Genomic DNA, 15,927 nt, shown 5'->3' on the forward strand with positions numbered 1-15,927 from the left:
GCCGCTGCCGCGCGCGCGGGCGAAGCAGCGGCCGCCCCGCGTGCGCCCGGCTCGAGCCGGCTGTCGATGAAGCGCTTCGCATCGGTACGCACGCGCCGCGCGTCCGCATGGCGCCACAGCGTCAACGCGGCCGCGATGCAAAGCAGCGCGACCGCGAGCAGCCAGAGCGCGGCGCTATACATTGAAGCCTCCGCCGCCGCGGCCGAAGCCACCGCCGCCGCCGAAACCGCCGCCGAAACCGCCGTCCCCGAACCCGCCGCTCGTCAGCGTCTGACGGAAGCGCGCGAGCTTCGGCGAATGCGGATGGATGCCGAGCGATTCCCAGTGATCGACCTCGTCGCCGTCCGGCGTCACGCGCGCGTCGTAGCGATACAGCTCCTGCGTCGCGATGATGTTGTCCGACAGCCCGGTGACTTCGGTGATCGACAGGATCCGGCGTCGCCCGTTCGACAGGCGGCCGATCTGCACGATGAAATCGATCGCGTTCGCGATCTGCCGCCGCAGGCTCGACTCGGTGCCCTGGAAGCCGGCGAAACCGGCGAGCATCTCGAGCCGGTACAGGCACTCGCGCGGCGAGCTCGCATGGACGGTGCCCATCGAGCCGTCGTGGCCGGTGTTCATCGCCTGCAGCATTTCGAGCACTTCGCCGCCGCGCACTTCGCCGACGATGATCCGGTCCGGCCGCATCCGCAGCGTGTTGCGCAGCAGGTCGCGGATCGTCACGACGCCGCTGCCGTCGAAGCCGCCCGGACGGCTCTCGAGCCGCACGACGTGCGGGTGGTTCAGCGACAGTTCCGCCGTGTCCTCGATCGTCACCACGCGTTCGGGCTCCGGGATGTGGAACGCGAGCGCGTTGAGCAGCGACGTCTTGCCGGAGCTCGTGCCGCCCGACACGAGGATGTTGCAGCGCGCCTCGACCGCCGCTTCGAGCAGCGCGCCGATCTCGTCGTTGTACGTACCGTTGCCGAGCAGGTCGGCCGGCTTCAGCGGATCCTTGCGGAACTTGCGGATCGACACGACCGGGCCGTCGATCGACAGCGGCTCGATGACGACGTTCACGCGCCCGCCGTCCGGCAGACGCGCGTCGACCATCGGATTCGACTCGTCGAGACGGCGGCCGATCGGCGCGAGGATGCGCCGCACGATCCGCAGCAGATGCGCGTTGTCGGTAAAGCGCACCGGCAGCTTCGACAGGATCCCGTGACGCGACACGTACACGTCGTTGTAGCCGTTGATCAGGATGTCCTCGACGGCCGGGTCGGCGAGCAGGTCCTCGATCGGCCCGAAGCCGGCGAGCTCCTTCGTCAGCGCGTCGGCGATCGTCCGCACTTCCGTCTCGTTGAGCGGAATGCGGCGCAGGCGCACGAAGCTGTCGATCTCGAGATCGACGAACTGGTTGATCGCCTGGCGCGACCATCGGCCGAACTCGGCGCCGAGCTCCTCGATACGCGTCAGCAAATGCTCGTGTGCGGCATTCTTGATGTCGTGGAATTGCTGCGTCTGGGAGAACGGCGCTGCGCCGTCGGCGAATTGAATGTCGTGTGCCATCGGTTAGGACCGCTTGGACGAGGGTTGAATGAAACGCTTCAGCGCGGACAGGCCGGATACCGAGCGCGGCGCGCCCGCGCGCACCGATACGCCCGGCAGCCGCGCAGCGAGCGACTCGAGCGCGCGCACGTACGGGTCGCGCTCGGCCACGTCGACGATCAGCCGCCCCTGGTTCGCCGCCTGGCCGATCGCGACGCGCCGCGACGGCAGCGTGCCGACCAGCGACAGCCCGAGACGCGTCGCGATCTGCGCGGGCGTCAGCGTCAGCGCGGCGTCGTACTGGTTGACGACGAGCCGCACACGGTCGATATCGACGCCCGAGTCGCGCAGATCGGCAAGCAGGTCCGCCGCCGCCACGATCGACGCGACGCCCTGATCGCAGACGAGCCATGCTTCGTCGGCCAGCGCGACGATCTGCGCGACGAACTCGCGATTCGTAAAGCCGCCGAGATCGACGACCTGCTGATCGAAGAACGCACGAAACCGGTTCAGCAAACCCGCACACGACGCATACGACACGTCGCGCAGTCCGCCGAGGTCGGGCGGCAGCGTCGTCAGCGCGACGCCGCTCGCGTGCCGGGTCAGCGCGGTATTCACGAACGTGCGGTCGATGCGGCGCAGGTTGTGGACCGCATCGACGAAGTGGAATTCGCACCGCGTATTCAGGAACAGCGCGCCGTCGCCGGCCGGCAAGCCGAGATCGAGCAGCGCGGTCTGACGCGCGACCGGCGCCGCGCCGGCCGGCTCGGCGCCTTCGCCCGGCGCCGCCGCATGCTTCTGCAGCCAGACCGCGAGATTGGCCGCGAGCGTGCTCACGCCCATGCCCGCGCGCGCGCCCAGCAGCGCGACCAGCTTGCCGTGGCGGCTCGCCGGCTCGCCGACGTGCGCGAGCAGGCCGCGCGTCGTGCGCAGCGCATCCTCCGCGGGCGCCGACACGTCGATGAAGTCGCGCACGCCCGCACGCAATGCGGCGAGCGTGCTCTCCGGCTGCGCGAGCGAACCGAGCGCGACGATCGGCAATCCGGGGTGCGACGCGCGTACTGCGGCGGCCGCAATGCTCGCCGCCGTAGTACCGCCCGAAAAATCGATGAACACGAGCGACGGATTGAGCCCCGCGATGCGCTGTGCGAGCACCGCCGGGTCGAGCGTCGCGCGTTCGACCGCGCCGGCCGACACGAGCGTATCGGCGAGCCACCGGACGTGTGCCTCTTGTTGCGACGCGCAGACGAAATAGTCGGTCACGGCAGGTTCACACAATGATTGGGTTCGCGCATTCATGTTCGACATCCCCGATTACGCAACGCGTGCCGATGCATCGCGCCGCCCGACGCTGCGCACTCATTTCGAAAACCCCGGCGCGGCATCCGGCGACGCGGCGCCGCCCAGATACGAGCGCCAGACCGGCCCGTTGCGCTGCTCCGACAGCTCGCCCGGCGTCGCAGGCAGCACGGCGCCCTTCGCGATCGGCGCGACAAGATGCGGCGTCACGATGATCAGCAGTTCCTTGTCGTTCTGCTGGTAGTTCAGATTCTTGAAGAACGTGCCGATGATCGGCAGATCGCCGAGCAGCGGCACCTTGCTCACGTTCGACATCGTCTGCCGGTCGATCAGCCCGCCGATCACGAAGCTCTCGCCGTCGCCGAGCTCGACCGTCGTATCCGCGCGGCGCGTCGTGATGCCCGGCACCGCGACGCCGCTGATCGTCACGCTGTTCACGAAGTCGAGCTGGCTCGACTCGGGTGCGACCTTCAGCGCGATCCGGTTCGGGTTCAGCACCGTCGGCGTCAGCGTGAGGCCGACGCCGTACTGCTTCCACTGAATCGCGGTCGAGCCGAGCCCTTGCGGAGACGGCACCGGAATCTCGCCGCCCGCGAGGAAGCTCGCGCTCTGGCCGGACAGCGCGACGAGCGTCGGCTCCGCGAGCACGCGCGCGAGATTGTTCGCTTCGAGCAGCGACAGATCGGCGAAGATGCCGCGCCCGGCCGCGTTCACGACCAGATTGAATGCGGACGCGACCGGCGCGCCGAGCGTCGGCACGTAGCCGCCGGTGCCCGGGCCGTTTCCGCCGCTGTACGACTGCACGCCGCCCGGCGAGAACGAGCCGAACGAGAAGCCGTTGCTCTGCTTGAAGAAGTTGAATCCGACCTGCTTGAGCACCGAACGGCTGAATTCGACCACGCGTACGTCGACCTGCACGACGTTCTTGCCCGCGACCGTCGAGCGGTCGACGATCGCGCCTTTGGCGGCCGTGTTCTTGGCGACTGCCGCCGCGCGTTCGTGCGCGTCGAGCGACGCCGCGGTGCCGCGCAGCACGGCCGTCCCGCCGTACGCGTTCACGCGCGGCGTGGAACCGTCGAGCACCGCCTGCGCGGCTGCATCGACGACCTCGACGTTCCAGACCGTCGGCTCGTCGCGGCCGCGCTCCCACAGCATCACGTTCGTCGCGCCCGGCGCTTTCGCGACCAGCAGCACCGATCCCGAGCGGCTGCCCTTCATGATCAGCACGTCGGCGACCGCCGGATCGCCGACCGCGACGCGCTGCAACGCGCGGCCGGCCGAAATCTGCCGCTGCGCACCGACCGCGAGCTCGATCGTGCCGCTCGCGCCGGCGAGCGACGCGAACGTCATGGTCCAGACAGCAATCGCGAATGCAAGCAGTGTGTTTTTCATCGTGCGTTAGGCCGTGTCGCGGCCCGTTACGTGTCGTCGCCGATATCGAGCGCGTCGATATCGTTCAGTAAGCCACCGTTTCCGACCGGCCGCCGCGTATCACTTCAATGCTGCCGCCCGCGCTCGGCCCGGCCGCCGGCGGCAGTCGGGACGGCAGCGGCGGCACGCTCACGCTGGCCACCGGATTGCGCGGCGTGCCGGACAACTGCTGCAGCGATACGCCGGCCGCCGCGAGCGCCGACGGCGACCGCTTGTTGTCGGTGCGCACCGCGACCGTCTGCGTCGCGAGTTCGTCGTCGCGCGGATTGCGCAACGCGAGCGTCAGGCGGCCGCTCGCTTCGCCGAGCGTCAGCGCATCCACCTGCGCGGTCGGCACGGCGAGCACCGCGATGCGTACGCTCGACGGCTGGCCGTTGCTGCCGTTCGTACTGCTTCCGCTGTCGCGCTCGGGCGTCGCATCGCCGAACGACAGCACGCGCACTCTCGACAACAGCAGGCGCGCCTGCGTCTGCGAGATTTCGCCGTCGAGCATCGCGCCGCCGCCGTCGCGCTTCAGATTCAGGAATACGTCGACGAAGTTGCCGGGCCGCAACCGGTTCGCGACCGCGTTCGTCTCGTCGACGCGAATGGCGACCGCCCGCTCGCCCGGCTGCACGTCTTCGGCGAGCCCCGACACGAGCGCACCCGCGACGATCGGCGACGACGCGGCAATGTCCTTCGCCGGCACCCGTCCGACGACCTCGCCCGGATTGGCGAATGCGCCGGCGGGAATCGACGTCGTCGACTGCACCTTCAGCGCATCCGCCGCGATCGGCTGGCCGGCAGGCAGCGTGCGCGTCGCGATCACGAACGGCATCGGGTTCGCCGCGACGATCTGCGGGGCCGGCGCCGGAGCCGGCGAGCTGCGTCCGAGCATCCACGCATACGCGCCGAGCAGAACGGCGATCGCGATCAGTAGCCCCGCGATGATCTTCGTCAGGTTGTTGGCCATGTTTTCGTTGGGGTGCCGGAATGTGGGTGCAGGCGAGTCTTCGTCGTCGTGCGATGCGTATGATTCGTGCGATTCGCAGGGGAAAGCGGGCGGCTCGTCATGATGTCGGACTCATAGCATCGACTGCGGAATCTGCACGACCGCCGTGCTGGTCAGCGGCTGCGTGAGGATCGTGCCGACGAACGGCATCGTCGATACCCACGCGTCCGGCGAGTAGCTCACGGTGACGGTCAGGCAGTACGGCACCGGCGCCGAACCGTAATTGCACGGCGGCGCCGCGACGGTCGGCGCACCGACGTTCAGCCAGCCCACGACGTTGCGCGCAGTCGTGCGTGCGTTTGTCATGCGCGCATCGAGATCGGCGGCATAGCTGAGGCCCGCGCGCGCGCCTTCGGTCGCGGCGAACGTCAGGCTCTGCTGAATCACGAAGATCATCCCGAAACACAGGATCGCGTACGAAATGACGAAGAAGAGCGGAAAGATGATCGCGAACTCGACGGCGGTCGCGCCGCGCTGGCTTCGGTATCCGCGTCGCTGTGTTTGCCGTTTCATCGCACGCTCCCGGTTGCGACGAGATAGACGAGCCATGCCGCGGCCGGTACCGCGACGCACGCCGCATACGGTGTCGCCCGATAGCCGCCGAGCGTCAGTGCGGGCGCGCCACGTCGCCACAATGCACCGATCGGCGTGCGCGACAGCAGCATCACGACGAGTGCGTGAATGCCGGCCGCCACGCTCGCGGCAACCCAGAGCCACAGCAATGCATGCGCACCGCACCACGCGCCGAGCACCGCGAAAATCTTCACGTCTGCCGCGCCCATCACGCGCAGCAGGAAGAACGGGAAAAGGCCGACGAGCCCGGCCAGCATGCCGAGCGCCGCCTGCATCGCGGAGATGCCGAACGGATTCGCGCCGATGAATGCGCCCGCGAGCGCACCGGTCAGTCCCACCATGACCAGTGCATTGGAAATACGCCGAAAACGGATATCACTGGCCGCGACGAATGTCATCCAGGCCAGGAATGCCCCGCTGAAAACAAAATGTGCCATCGCATCGCACCCGATTGCGCATGCCGCGACGGGCGGATTGCCATAACGCAATCCGCCCGCTATCGATGAACGCGGCTTTTAATTGACGCCGCCGCAATCAAACTCAGGTGCTGGAGGCCGACTTGAAAATACTGGAGGTCGAGCAGTTATTGGCCGTCGAAGGCGAAGAAATACAGGTGCCCAGGTTCGTGAACATATTGCCGAGACTGCCCCCGATCGACGTCACCCCCGCCACGATGGCCACAGCGATCAGTCCCGCGATGAGGCCGTACTCGATCGCGGTCACCCCGTTTTCTTCCTTTATGAAACGCTTGATGATTGCTTTCATTTTATTCCTCGTGCCTGTATGTACGTTCTATGGCCTTTTATACGCCGTACATCCTCGCATATCCGGCCCTTGCCCCGCGTCGGCCGCTACATGCGCTGCAGCGACAACCAGGTGCGCTTTCTTTATAGGTCGCCCCGAAGGGCATGTCACATGATTTGATGCAAGTTAACATTCGCGATAGTGACCCTCCTCGAACGCCGTGTACCGGACCGTACAACGCTCACACCGCCGCCGATTCTATATCCGATCCAATTCAAGTTCCAACCTCTTTCACCACGTCGGACCGAAAAAACGACCGGCAGCCGACCTATTTGTACGGCGTTTCGGTACGGCTTACACATAGGATTTACGATAGGTTAGATGTGGACGCCTAATCCATCAGTAAAACAGTCCGATCGCGCTGCCGGCCCGCGTGTGCCCGACGTTACGCCGCGCGCGTAACGCCGATGTTCTGACGTTACGTTACGAAACCGCCCACACGATTCTCGCTTGGCCGGACTTAAACAGATTTAACAATCCTTCAATCGCACCGCTTTCCTTTTCCGACAAGGAATTGCGTCGTTTAAAGACGATCGTCGAAACGATGGGCATCAAGATGGCATGACAGTTGCAGAGTAGTCCGCGCAGCACTCAACACAACATGGTTTTAATGCGAGGACGAAATGAACACTCAGCTTATCCCTCATGGCGCGCTCCGGACGACTTTGATCGCGGCCACCGTGGCAGCCATGCTTTCCCTCTCCGCGTGCGGCGGTTCCGGCTCCATCAGCAAGGGGCTCGGCGGCGGCTCGAGCTCGGGCGGCGGCGATTCGATCTCCACGTCGGGCGGCGGGACGTCGGGCGGTACTTCCGGCACGTCCGGGTCGACGAGCGGCGGCACGTCCGGCGGCACCAGCGGCTCGACCAGCGGCAGCACGAGCGGTTCGACCAGCGGTTCGACGAGTGGAACGAGCAGCGGCACGAGCGGCACCTCGGGTGTGTCGTCGAACGCAGTGGGACAGGTCCTCGCAAGCGGCAGCAATCTCGTCACCGGCGTCGGCAATACGGTGTCGGGCCTCGGCAACGTGATCGCCGGGCAATCGCTGCCCGGCGTCAATCCGGCTACGACGCAGGCAGCCGGCGGCATCGTGCAGAACGTCGGCGGCGCAGTGACCGCGCTCGGCAACGGCCTGGGCAACGGCCTCGGACAGCTCGGCGCGACCAAGGACCCGGTCGGCACGACGGTCGCCAGCACGGGCGCGGTCGTCAATCAGATCGGCGGCGCGGTCACGCAGACCGGCAATCTCGTCACCAGTCTCGGCAGCGGCCCGCTGTCGCCGCTCGCGCCCGTCACGGGCGCCGTGGGCGGCCTCGTGTCGACCGTCGGCAACGCCGTGTCGAACGGCGGCACGACGCTGTCCAACGTGCTGTCGACGGGCCCGATCCAGCAGGTGACGCAGACCGTCAGCTCCGCGATCACGCCGATCACGACGATGGTCGGCCAGACGACGCAGACGGTCGGCACGGTCACCGGACTCGGCGCACCGGTCAACACGCTGCTCGGCACGCTCGGCAACGGCCTGAATCAGGCCGGCGCACTGATCGCATCCACCGGCGGCAATCCGGTCACGACCGGTCTCGGCAACACCGTGTCGTCGACGGGCAATACGGTGAAGGTCGTCGGCGGGCTGCTCACCGGCGGCACGGGCGGCGTGACGAATCCGCTCGCACCGCTCACGGGTCTGGTGTCGACGGTTACCGGCACGCTCGGCGGCGCGGCGGGCGGCGGCAGCGGCCCGCTCGCACCGGTCACGGGTCTCGTATCGACCGTCACCGGCGCGCTCGGCGGCGTGACGGGCGGCACAAACGGCGGCCCGCTCGCGCCCGTCACGGGCCTCGTATCCACCGTCACCGGCGCGCTCGGCGGCGTGACGGGCGGCACGAACGGCGGCCCGCTCGCGCCCGTCACCGGCCTCGTATCGGCCGTCACGGGCGCACTCGGCGGCGCGACCGGCGGTGCGGGCGGCAGCAATCCGCTCGCGCCCGTCACGGGCGCCGTCTCGACGGTCACCAACGCGGTCGGCGCACCGGCGCTGAGCGGCGGCACGGGTGCCGTCACGAACTCGGGCTCGTCGTCGAATCTGCTCTCGCCTGTCACGTCGCTGATCGGCGGCCTGCTCGGCGGTACGCGCGGCAAGTAATCCGATATCCATCCATCGACAAGACAGCGAGGAGTCCATCATGTCCCAGCAACATCCCCTGAAGACGGTCGCGCTGCGCCAGTGGCGCGTCCCCGTCACCGCGTTCGCCGCGGCCTGCCTGCTCGCCGCATGCGGCGGCAACAGCGTCAGCGCACCGCCGACCACCGACAACAGCGGGCACGGTACGAGCGGCACGTCGGGTACGAGCGGCACCAGCGGTACGAGCGGTACGTCGGCCGGCACCAAGGGCGTCGTCAGCACCGTCGGCCAGACGGCCAGCGATCTCGGCAGCACGGTCGGCAACATCAGCCTGCCGGGCGTCGGCGACGGCGTGACGAAGGGCGTCGGCAGCACGCTCGCGAGCACCGGCACGATCATCGGCGCGGCAGCGGACGCGCTGAGCAACGGCCTCGGCCAAACCGGCTCGACGAAGGATCCGGTCGGCACGACGGTCGCCGGCCTCGGCAACGTCGTCGGTGCAACGAGCAATACGGTGTCGGGCCTCAGCTCGACGGTCAAGGCGCTCGGCACCGGTCCGCTCGCACCGCTCGCGCCTGTGACGACGCCGGTCGGCACGGTGCTCGACACCGTCGCCAACGGACTATCGGCCGCCGGCACGACGGTCGGTTCGACGCTGTCGTCGGGCGCCGTGCAGCAAGTGACGCAACCGCTGAGCTCGGCGATCACGCCGCTCGTGATCACCGCCGGCCAGCTCACGCAGCAGGTCGGCACGACGACCGGTCTCGGCCAGCCCGTATCGGGGCTGCTCGGCCAGATCGGCGGCGCGATCAGCTCGGCCGGCAAGCAGGTCGCGAGCACGTCGAATCAGCCGCTCGTCGGCGACGTCGGCCAGCTCGTCACCGCGGTCGGCAACACCGTGACGAACGCAGGCGGCCTCGTCAACCCGAACGGCCCGAACGGAGCCGCGCCGATTCCCGGTCTGCTCACGAGCCTCGTCGGCGGGTCGACCGCAACGGTGCAGAACGGCACGTCGTCGGGTTCCGGCTCGACGAATCCGCTCGGCGGGCTGCTGTCGGGCCTCGGCTCGACGCCGCTCGGTTCGCTCACGGGCGCAGTCGGCGGCACGAGCGGCGGCCCGCTCGCGCCGGTCACGAACCTCGTGTCGACGGTCACGGGCACGCTCGGCGGCGCGACGGGCGGCGCAGGCGGCGCGAACCCGCTCGCGCCGGTCACCGGTTTGCTCAATACTGTCACCGGCACGGTGGGCAGCGCAGCGGGATCCGGGGGAACGTCGAGCCCGCTCGCGCCGATCACGTCGCTGGTCGGCGGCGTGTCGGGTTCGGCATCGTCGGGCAGTTCGACGGGCCTGCTTGCGCCGGTCACGGGGTTGCTGGGCACGCTGGGTAGCGTCGGCAAGTAAGAAGGACGGCCGCGCCTTCGCAGCCGGAGCGAATGGCGCGGCGGACGAGCACGGCCGGCAATGCGGTACGCGGCGCACGACACCGAGGTGTCGCGCGCCGACATTAGAAAGATGAGAAGCAAGGCCTACGAGGAAGAACAATGAAATCCAGACTCGACAGTTGGATGCTGCTGCTCGCCATCGCGGCAGCAGGCACGGCACACGCACAAACACGCGTCGCGGGCAACCCGCTCGACTCTCTCCCGCAGATCAACACGCCGAAGGCCGGCCCGAACGTCACCGTGCAGGTCGCGCCGCAGGCGCCGCAACTCCAGGAGCTGCTGTCGCGTCATCTGACGCCGGCCACGTTCCAGGTCGAAGGCGTGAAGTCCGTTCCGTTCGAAGAGATTTCGCGGCGCTTCACGCCGCTCGTCGGCAAGGACATCACGATCGGCGAACTGATCGAAACGGCCAACGGCGTGACGAAGCTGTACCAGGAGCGCGGCTATGCGCTGTCGTTCGCGTTCATTCCCGCGCAGACGTTCGAGAACGGCGTCGTGCGCGTGACGGTCGTCGAAGGCTACGTGTCCGACGTCAAGGTCACCGGCAAGCCGGGCGCGATGGAACCGAAGATCCGCGCGATCGCCGCGCACATCACGGCCGACCGACCGCTGCACCGCGCGACGTTCGAGCGCTACGTGAACACGTTCGGCCTGCTGCCGGGCGTCACGGTAAAGGCCAACGTGCCGCCGCCGCAGACGACCGACGGCGCGACCACGCTCGAACTGGCAGTCGATCGCAAGGCGTTCAACATCAGCACCGGCATCGACTTCAATCACCCGGGCGTGCAAGGTCTCATTACCGCGACCGAAAACGGCCTGACGTCGTTCGGCGAACAGCTGAGCATCTCGGCGCTCGCGCCGCCCGGACGCGACAAGCAGACCTACTTCGCATTCAGCGGTTCGGTGCCGGTCGGCAGCAGCGGCCTCATTACGCGGCTCGACGCGAGCACGTATCGCGGCAAGCCGACCGACAATCCGGGGCTGCCGTCGTACGTCGAACGCACGGTCAAGAACGAGAAGCTCGGTCTTTCGGCTTCGTATCCGCTGTTGCTGAACAACCAGCGCAGCCTGCTCGGCACCGTGTCCGGCTATGCGTCGCACAACGAGGACCGCTACCAGAACCAGATCACCGGCGCGACGCTCGATACCCGCTCGCAGGTCCGCGTGCTGCAGATGCAGCTCGACTACACGAGCGTTTCGCCGAAGCAGACGCAGAAGCTGAGCGTCAACGTCGCGAAGGGCTTCAATATCCTCGGCGCGTCGAAGGCGCAGGACGTCACGTCGGGCACGACGACGACGTCGATCGAGAGTCCGATCTCGCTGACGTTCGTGCGCACCGGCGCGACGTTCACGCAGACCAACGAATGGCCGTTCCGGATCGGTACGTCGGTGTCGCTGACGGGCCAGTACAGCCCCGACTCGCTGCCGACGTCCGAACAGATCTCGTTCGGCTCGACGCGCTACGCACTCGGCTATCAGCCGGGCGAAACGTCGGGCGACTCGGGATGGGGCATGTCGGTCGAAATCAATCGCGCATTCTCGCCGGGCTGGACGTACATGAAGTCGATCACGCCGTACATCGCATACGACATGGCACGCGTGTACCTGCACGCGGGCACGCCTTCGCCGAGCCGCCTGTCGTCGGTCGGCGTGGGCGTGCGGCTGACGGACAGCCGCTATTACAGCCTCGACCTGTCCGTCGCGAAGCCGATCGGCGACGCACCGGTCGAAAGCGCATCGCGCAGCCCCCGCGTGAACGCGGCTTTCTCGTATCAGCTCAACTGATCCGGCACCACAGACAGTGCGTTCGAACGGCACCTCGCGGTGCCGTTTCGATTAGAGTCCCCTCTATCAAACGCAGCGCACCGTTTCACGTATTCTGGCGAAGCCCGCAACATGCCACCGTCCTATGCAGACGGTCGTGCGGGCGAATCGATACGACATGCGAAACAAGGAGGACGACAATGATTCAACTGAATCGCCCGTTGCGCGCGATCGCCGTGGCCGGCGCACTGCTCGCCGGCGCTGCGTCTGCATACGCGCAGGCCGACAGCCCGGTCGGCATCTGGCAGACGATCGACGACAACACGCATCAGCCGAAGGCGCTCGTGCAGATCTCCGAGGACGGCGACGGCACGCTGTCCGGCAAGGTCGTCAAGGGGCTCGGCGCGAACGACACGCCCGATCGCCGCTGCACCGCTTGCACCGACGAACGCAAGGATCAGCTCATCAAGGGGATGACGATCATCAAGGCGATGAAGAAGGACGGCGACCATTGGGACGGCGGCAACATCCTCGATCCCGAAAACGGCAAGGTCTACAAGTGCAAGATGACGCTCGAAGACGGCGGCCAGAAGCTCGTCGTACGCGGCTACATCGGCGTATCGCTGCTCGGCCGCTCGCAGACCTGGATTCGCCAGCAATAACGCCGCGCGCGTCGGAACGCGCAGCTCAATGAAAATCGGCCTGACGACATCGTCGCAGGCCGATTTTCTTTTCGAGCGGACAAGGAGAAAGAGGACGCGTATCAGGCCGCATGCTTGAGCGCATCCGACGCGTAGGTGCCCGGCGCGCGATATGCGGGCGCCGCAGCGTGACGCGCATCGGCCGCCTTCGATTGCGTGTGCTTGCGCATGCGCGTGGCCAGCTCGTTGCACAGATTCACGCCGGCGTCCCCATACAGTTCGCGCATCACGTTCATCAACGCACCTGTGTCGTGCCAGATCTTGAAGCGGCGATGGCACGTCTGATACGACGGGTAGCGGCGCGGCATCGCGGACCACGTCGCGCCGCTGTAGATCACCCAAAGCACGCCGTTGAGCACGGCGCGTGTGTTGGCCAACGGACGGCCGCGCAACTCGGTGCGCGGCTGCATTTCGGGCAGAAGCGGCGCAACGCTGCGCCATTCATGGTCGGTCAGATCGCGGTACGGGGTCATGGGTATCTCCAGCCTTAGGAACCATGACGCAACGATATCGACCGACCTCCGCGATGAATATAAGACGAATCCGAAATTACTGAGACGATCGGTGGATTTGACCGGAATTGACGTTTGAATCGCGCCCGTTCCCGCGATCGCGATCAGGTCAGCGACGTATCGACGATGCGCCGCGGCGTTTCGAGATATTCCTTCGACTGCATCTCGACGATCCGCGATACCGTTCGCGCGAACTCGTTCGCCATCGGCCCTTCGACGTACAGTTGCTCGGCCGGCACCGCCGCCGACATCAGCAGCTTCACCTTGTGGTCATACAGCACGTCGATCAGCCACGTGAAGCGGCGTGCTTCGGACGCCATCCGCGGCGACATCTGCGGCACGTCGGACAGCACGATCGCATGGAAGCGGCTCGCGAGCTCGAGATAGTCGTTCTGCGAACGCGGACCGCCGCACAGCGTCGCGAAATCGAACCACACGACGCCGTCGGCCTTGCGCAGCGCCTTCAGCTCGCGTTTTTCGATATGCAGGATCGGACTTTCGTCGGGCACCGCCGCCAGTTTCGCGAATGCATGGCGCAGCTCGCGATCCGCTTCCGCACCGAGCGGCGTGTGATACATCTGCACCTGCGCGAGCGTGCGCTGGCGGTAGTCGATGCCCGCATCGACGTTGACCACGTCGAGCTTCTCCTTGATCAGCGCGATCGCCGGCAGCATACGGTCGCGATGCAGACCGTCCGGATACAGATCGTCCGGGTCGTAGTTGGACGTCATCACGAACTGCACGCCGTTCGTGAACAGGCGGTCGAGCAGCCGGTACAGAATCATCGCGTCCGCGATGTCGGACACGTGGAACTCGTCGAAGCAGATCAGCCGGTAGCGCTTCGCGACGCGCCGCGCGAGCTCGTCGAGCGGATCGGCCTGCCCTTTCAGCTCCTCGAGCTCGCGATGCACTTCGCGCATGAACTCGTGGAAATGCAGACGCGTCTTGCGCTGCACGGGCACCACCGCGTAGAAGCTGTCCATCAGGAAGCTCTTGCCGCGGCCGACGCCGCCCCACATGTAGACGCCGCGCGGCAGATCCGGATGGATGATGAGCTTCTTGAACGCGTTCGAGCGGCGCGCCTTGTACGCGACCCACTCGTCGTAGCAGCGCTGCAGGCGGTCGACGGCCGCGCGCTGCGCGGGATCGGACTGATAGCCGCGCGTGGTCAGTTCGCGCGCATAGTATTCGGTGACGTTCATCGGATAAACCGGAAAAAACGAAGGCGAGCGGGAAACCCCGCCCGCCTTCGTCATCAGACGGCTGCGCCGGCCGACGGCCGGCCGGCGCTAGACCGCGCTCAGCTGTTCAGCGAGCGCTTGTCGACGGCGAGCGCCGCTTCGCGCATCACTTCCGACATCGACGGGTGCGGATGGCAGATGCGGGCGATGTCTTCCGACGCCGCCTTGAACTCCATCGCGACCACGGCTTCCGCGATCAGGTCCGACGCGTTCGCCGCGATCACGTGCACGCCGAGCAACTCGTCGGTCTTCGCGTCCGCGATCATCTTCACGAAACCGTCGGGCGCGTTCATCCCGAGCGCGCGGCCGTTGATCGAGAACGGGAACTTGCCGGTCTTGATCTCGCGGCCTTCGGCCTTCAGCTGCTGTTCGGTCTTGCCGACCCACGCGATTTCCGGGTACGTGTAGATCACCCACGGAATGCAGTTGTAGTCGATGTGCGGCTTCTGGCCGTCGATCACTTCGGCGACCAGCACGCCCTCGTCTTCCGCCTTGTGCGCGAGCATCGGGCCGCGCACGACGTCGCCGATCGCGTACACGTTCGGCACGGCCGTGCGGCAGTGATCGTCGACGTCGATGAAGCCGCGCTCGTTCGTCTTCAGGCCGATCGCCTCGAGACCGAGGTTGTCGGTGTTCGGCACGCGGCCGACCGACACGATCAGGCGGTCGGCGTCGAGCGTCTGCGCGTTGCCGTCCTTGTCGGTGTAAGCGATCGACACGCCGTTCGCGGTCGTCTTCACTTCACCGATCTTCACGCCGAGGTGAATGTCGAGGCCCTGCTTCTTGAACAGCTTCGCCGCTTCCTTCGCGAGCGCTTCGTCGGCTGCGCCGAGGAACGCCGGCAGCGCTTCGAGCACCGTCACTTCGGCGCCGAGACGGCGCCACACCGAGCCGAGCTCGAGGCCGATCACGCCCGCGCCGATCACCGCGAGCTTCTTCGGCACCGAGTCGAACGTCAGCGCGCCTTCGTTGTCCGACACGATCTTGTTGTCGACCGGGATGCCCGGCAGATGACGCGCCTTCGAGCCCGTCGCGATGATCACGTTCTTCGCGGTGACGACTTCGGTTTCGCCCTCGCCGCTCACTTCGATCTGCACGCCGGCGTCGGTCTTGCCGGTGAACTTGCCGTGGCCCTTCAGCCACGTAATCTTGTTCTTCTTGAACAGGAATTCGATCCCGCTCGTCATCTTCTCGACGATCGCATCCTTGCGGCCGAGCATCTTCGCGATGTCGATCTTCACGCCGTCGACGCTGATGCCGTGGTCGGCGAGATGATGCTGCGCGTTCTCGAACTCTTCCGACGACGCGAGCAGCGCCTTCGACGGAATGCAGCCGACGTTCAGGCACGTGCCGCCGAGCTTCAGCGCGCCGGCCGGGTTCTTCCACTTCTCGATACAGGCAACGGTCTTGCCCAGCTGCGCGGCGCGGATCGCGGCGATGTAGCCGCCGGGGCCGGCGCCGATCACGACGATGTCAAATTCCTTGGACATGGCAATCCTTTCTACTGGTGCGTCCGCACGA

At 66.8% G+C, this 15,927-nt stretch carries 14 protein-coding genes and 1 pseudogene; 4 read left to right on the plus strand and 11 right to left on the minus strand.

Features of this window, described 5'->3' with window-relative positions; all coding sequences use genetic code 11:
- The 8 genes and pseudogenes from BUB20358_RS21005 to BUB20358_RS21040 form a co-directional block, all read right to left on the minus strand.
- Positions 1-182: pseudogene (locus BUB20358_RS21005) on the minus strand (type II secretion system F family protein); the annotation flags it as partial.
- Positions 175-1,548: a TadA family conjugal transfer-associated ATPase gene (locus BUB20358_RS21010; protein WP_006764472.1), complete on the minus strand. Its 1,374-nt coding sequence runs from the start codon at positions 1,546-1,548 to the stop codon at positions 175-177. The gene BUB20358_RS21010 and the pseudogene BUB20358_RS21005, both read right to left, overlap by 8 nt.
- Before the next feature lie 3 nt (positions 1,549-1,551).
- Positions 1,552-2,826 (minus strand): fimbrial protein, encoded by a 1,275-nt coding sequence (locus BUB20358_RS21015; RefSeq protein WP_035973363.1) that lies wholly within the window; start codon positions 2,824-2,826, stop codon positions 1,552-1,554.
- A gap of 60 nt (positions 2,827-2,886) precedes the next feature.
- Positions 2,887-4,218, minus strand: coding sequence for a type II and III secretion system protein family protein (locus BUB20358_RS21020; protein WP_035972473.1), 1,332 nt, complete (start codon positions 4,216-4,218; stop codon positions 2,887-2,889).
- A 64-nt stretch (positions 4,219-4,282) separates the two neighbouring features.
- Positions 4,283-5,209 (minus strand): Flp pilus assembly protein CpaB, encoded by a 927-nt coding sequence (gene cpaB / locus BUB20358_RS21025; protein ID WP_006764475.1) that lies wholly within the window; start codon positions 5,207-5,209, stop codon positions 4,283-4,285.
- A gap of 111 nt (positions 5,210-5,320) precedes the next feature.
- Positions 5,321-5,761, minus strand: coding sequence for a TadE/TadG family type IV pilus assembly protein (locus tag BUB20358_RS21030; protein ID WP_035972475.1), 441 nt, complete (start codon positions 5,759-5,761; stop codon positions 5,321-5,323).
- Entirely contained in the window at positions 5,758-6,258 is a 501-nt protein-coding gene (locus BUB20358_RS21035; protein WP_035973364.1) for an A24 family peptidase, read from the minus strand. The genes BUB20358_RS21030 and BUB20358_RS21035 overlap by 4 nt, the downstream gene beginning before the upstream one ends.
- 103 nt (positions 6,259-6,361) lie before the next feature.
- Positions 6,362-6,586 (minus strand): Flp family type IVb pilin, encoded by a 225-nt coding sequence (locus BUB20358_RS21040; RefSeq protein WP_035972479.1) that lies wholly within the window; start codon positions 6,584-6,586, stop codon positions 6,362-6,364.
- Positions 6,587-7,248: 662 nt separating this feature from the next.
- Between BUB20358_RS21040 and BUB20358_RS21045 the strand changes: the two genes are divergently transcribed.
- The 4 genes from BUB20358_RS21045 to BUB20358_RS21060 all read left to right on the plus strand — a co-directional run bounded on the left by BUB20358_RS21045 (position 7,249) and on the right by BUB20358_RS21060 (position 12,614).
- On the plus strand, positions 7,249-8,766 hold the full coding sequence (locus BUB20358_RS21045; protein ID WP_035972481.1) for a collagen-like triple helix repeat-containing protein: 1,518 nt from the start codon (positions 7,249-7,251) through the stop codon (positions 8,764-8,766).
- Positions 8,767-8,806: 40 nt separating this feature from the next.
- Positions 8,807-10,147, plus strand: coding sequence for a collagen-like triple helix repeat-containing protein (locus BUB20358_RS21050; protein ID WP_035972483.1), 1,341 nt, complete (start codon positions 8,807-8,809; stop codon positions 10,145-10,147).
- A 140-nt stretch (positions 10,148-10,287) separates the two neighbouring features.
- Positions 10,288-11,973: a ShlB/FhaC/HecB family hemolysin secretion/activation protein gene (locus BUB20358_RS21055; protein ID WP_006764477.1), complete on the plus strand. Its 1,686-nt coding sequence runs from the start codon at positions 10,288-10,290 to the stop codon at positions 11,971-11,973.
- A 179-nt stretch (positions 11,974-12,152) separates the two neighbouring features.
- Entirely contained in the window at positions 12,153-12,614 is a 462-nt protein-coding gene (locus tag BUB20358_RS21060) for a DUF2147 domain-containing protein (RefSeq protein WP_035972485.1), read from the plus strand.
- A gap of 101 nt (positions 12,615-12,715) precedes the next feature.
- Here the strand turns inward: BUB20358_RS21060 and BUB20358_RS21065 are convergent, their stop codons facing one another.
- The 3 genes from BUB20358_RS21065 to lpdA form a co-directional block, all read right to left on the minus strand.
- Positions 12,716-13,126: a transposase gene (locus BUB20358_RS21065; RefSeq protein ID WP_006764479.1), complete on the minus strand. Its 411-nt coding sequence runs from the start codon at positions 13,124-13,126 to the stop codon at positions 12,716-12,718.
- Positions 13,127-13,269: 143 nt separating this feature from the next.
- On the minus strand, positions 13,270-14,367 hold the full coding sequence (gene zapE / locus BUB20358_RS21070) for a cell division protein ZapE (protein ID WP_006764480.1): 1,098 nt from the start codon (positions 14,365-14,367) through the stop codon (positions 13,270-13,272).
- Positions 14,368-14,465: 98 nt separating this feature from the next.
- The gene (lpdA, locus tag BUB20358_RS21075; RefSeq protein WP_006764481.1) at positions 14,466-15,896 is read right to left on the minus strand and encodes a dihydrolipoyl dehydrogenase; all 1,431 of its coding nucleotides are present in this window, start codon (positions 15,894-15,896) and stop codon (positions 14,466-14,468) included.
- Between the last annotated feature and the right edge of the window lie 31 nt (positions 15,897-15,927).

The sequence above is a fragment of the Burkholderia dolosa genome, assembly GCF_902499135.1.
Classification (GTDB): domain Bacteria; phylum Pseudomonadota; class Gammaproteobacteria; order Burkholderiales; family Burkholderiaceae; genus Burkholderia; species Burkholderia dolosa.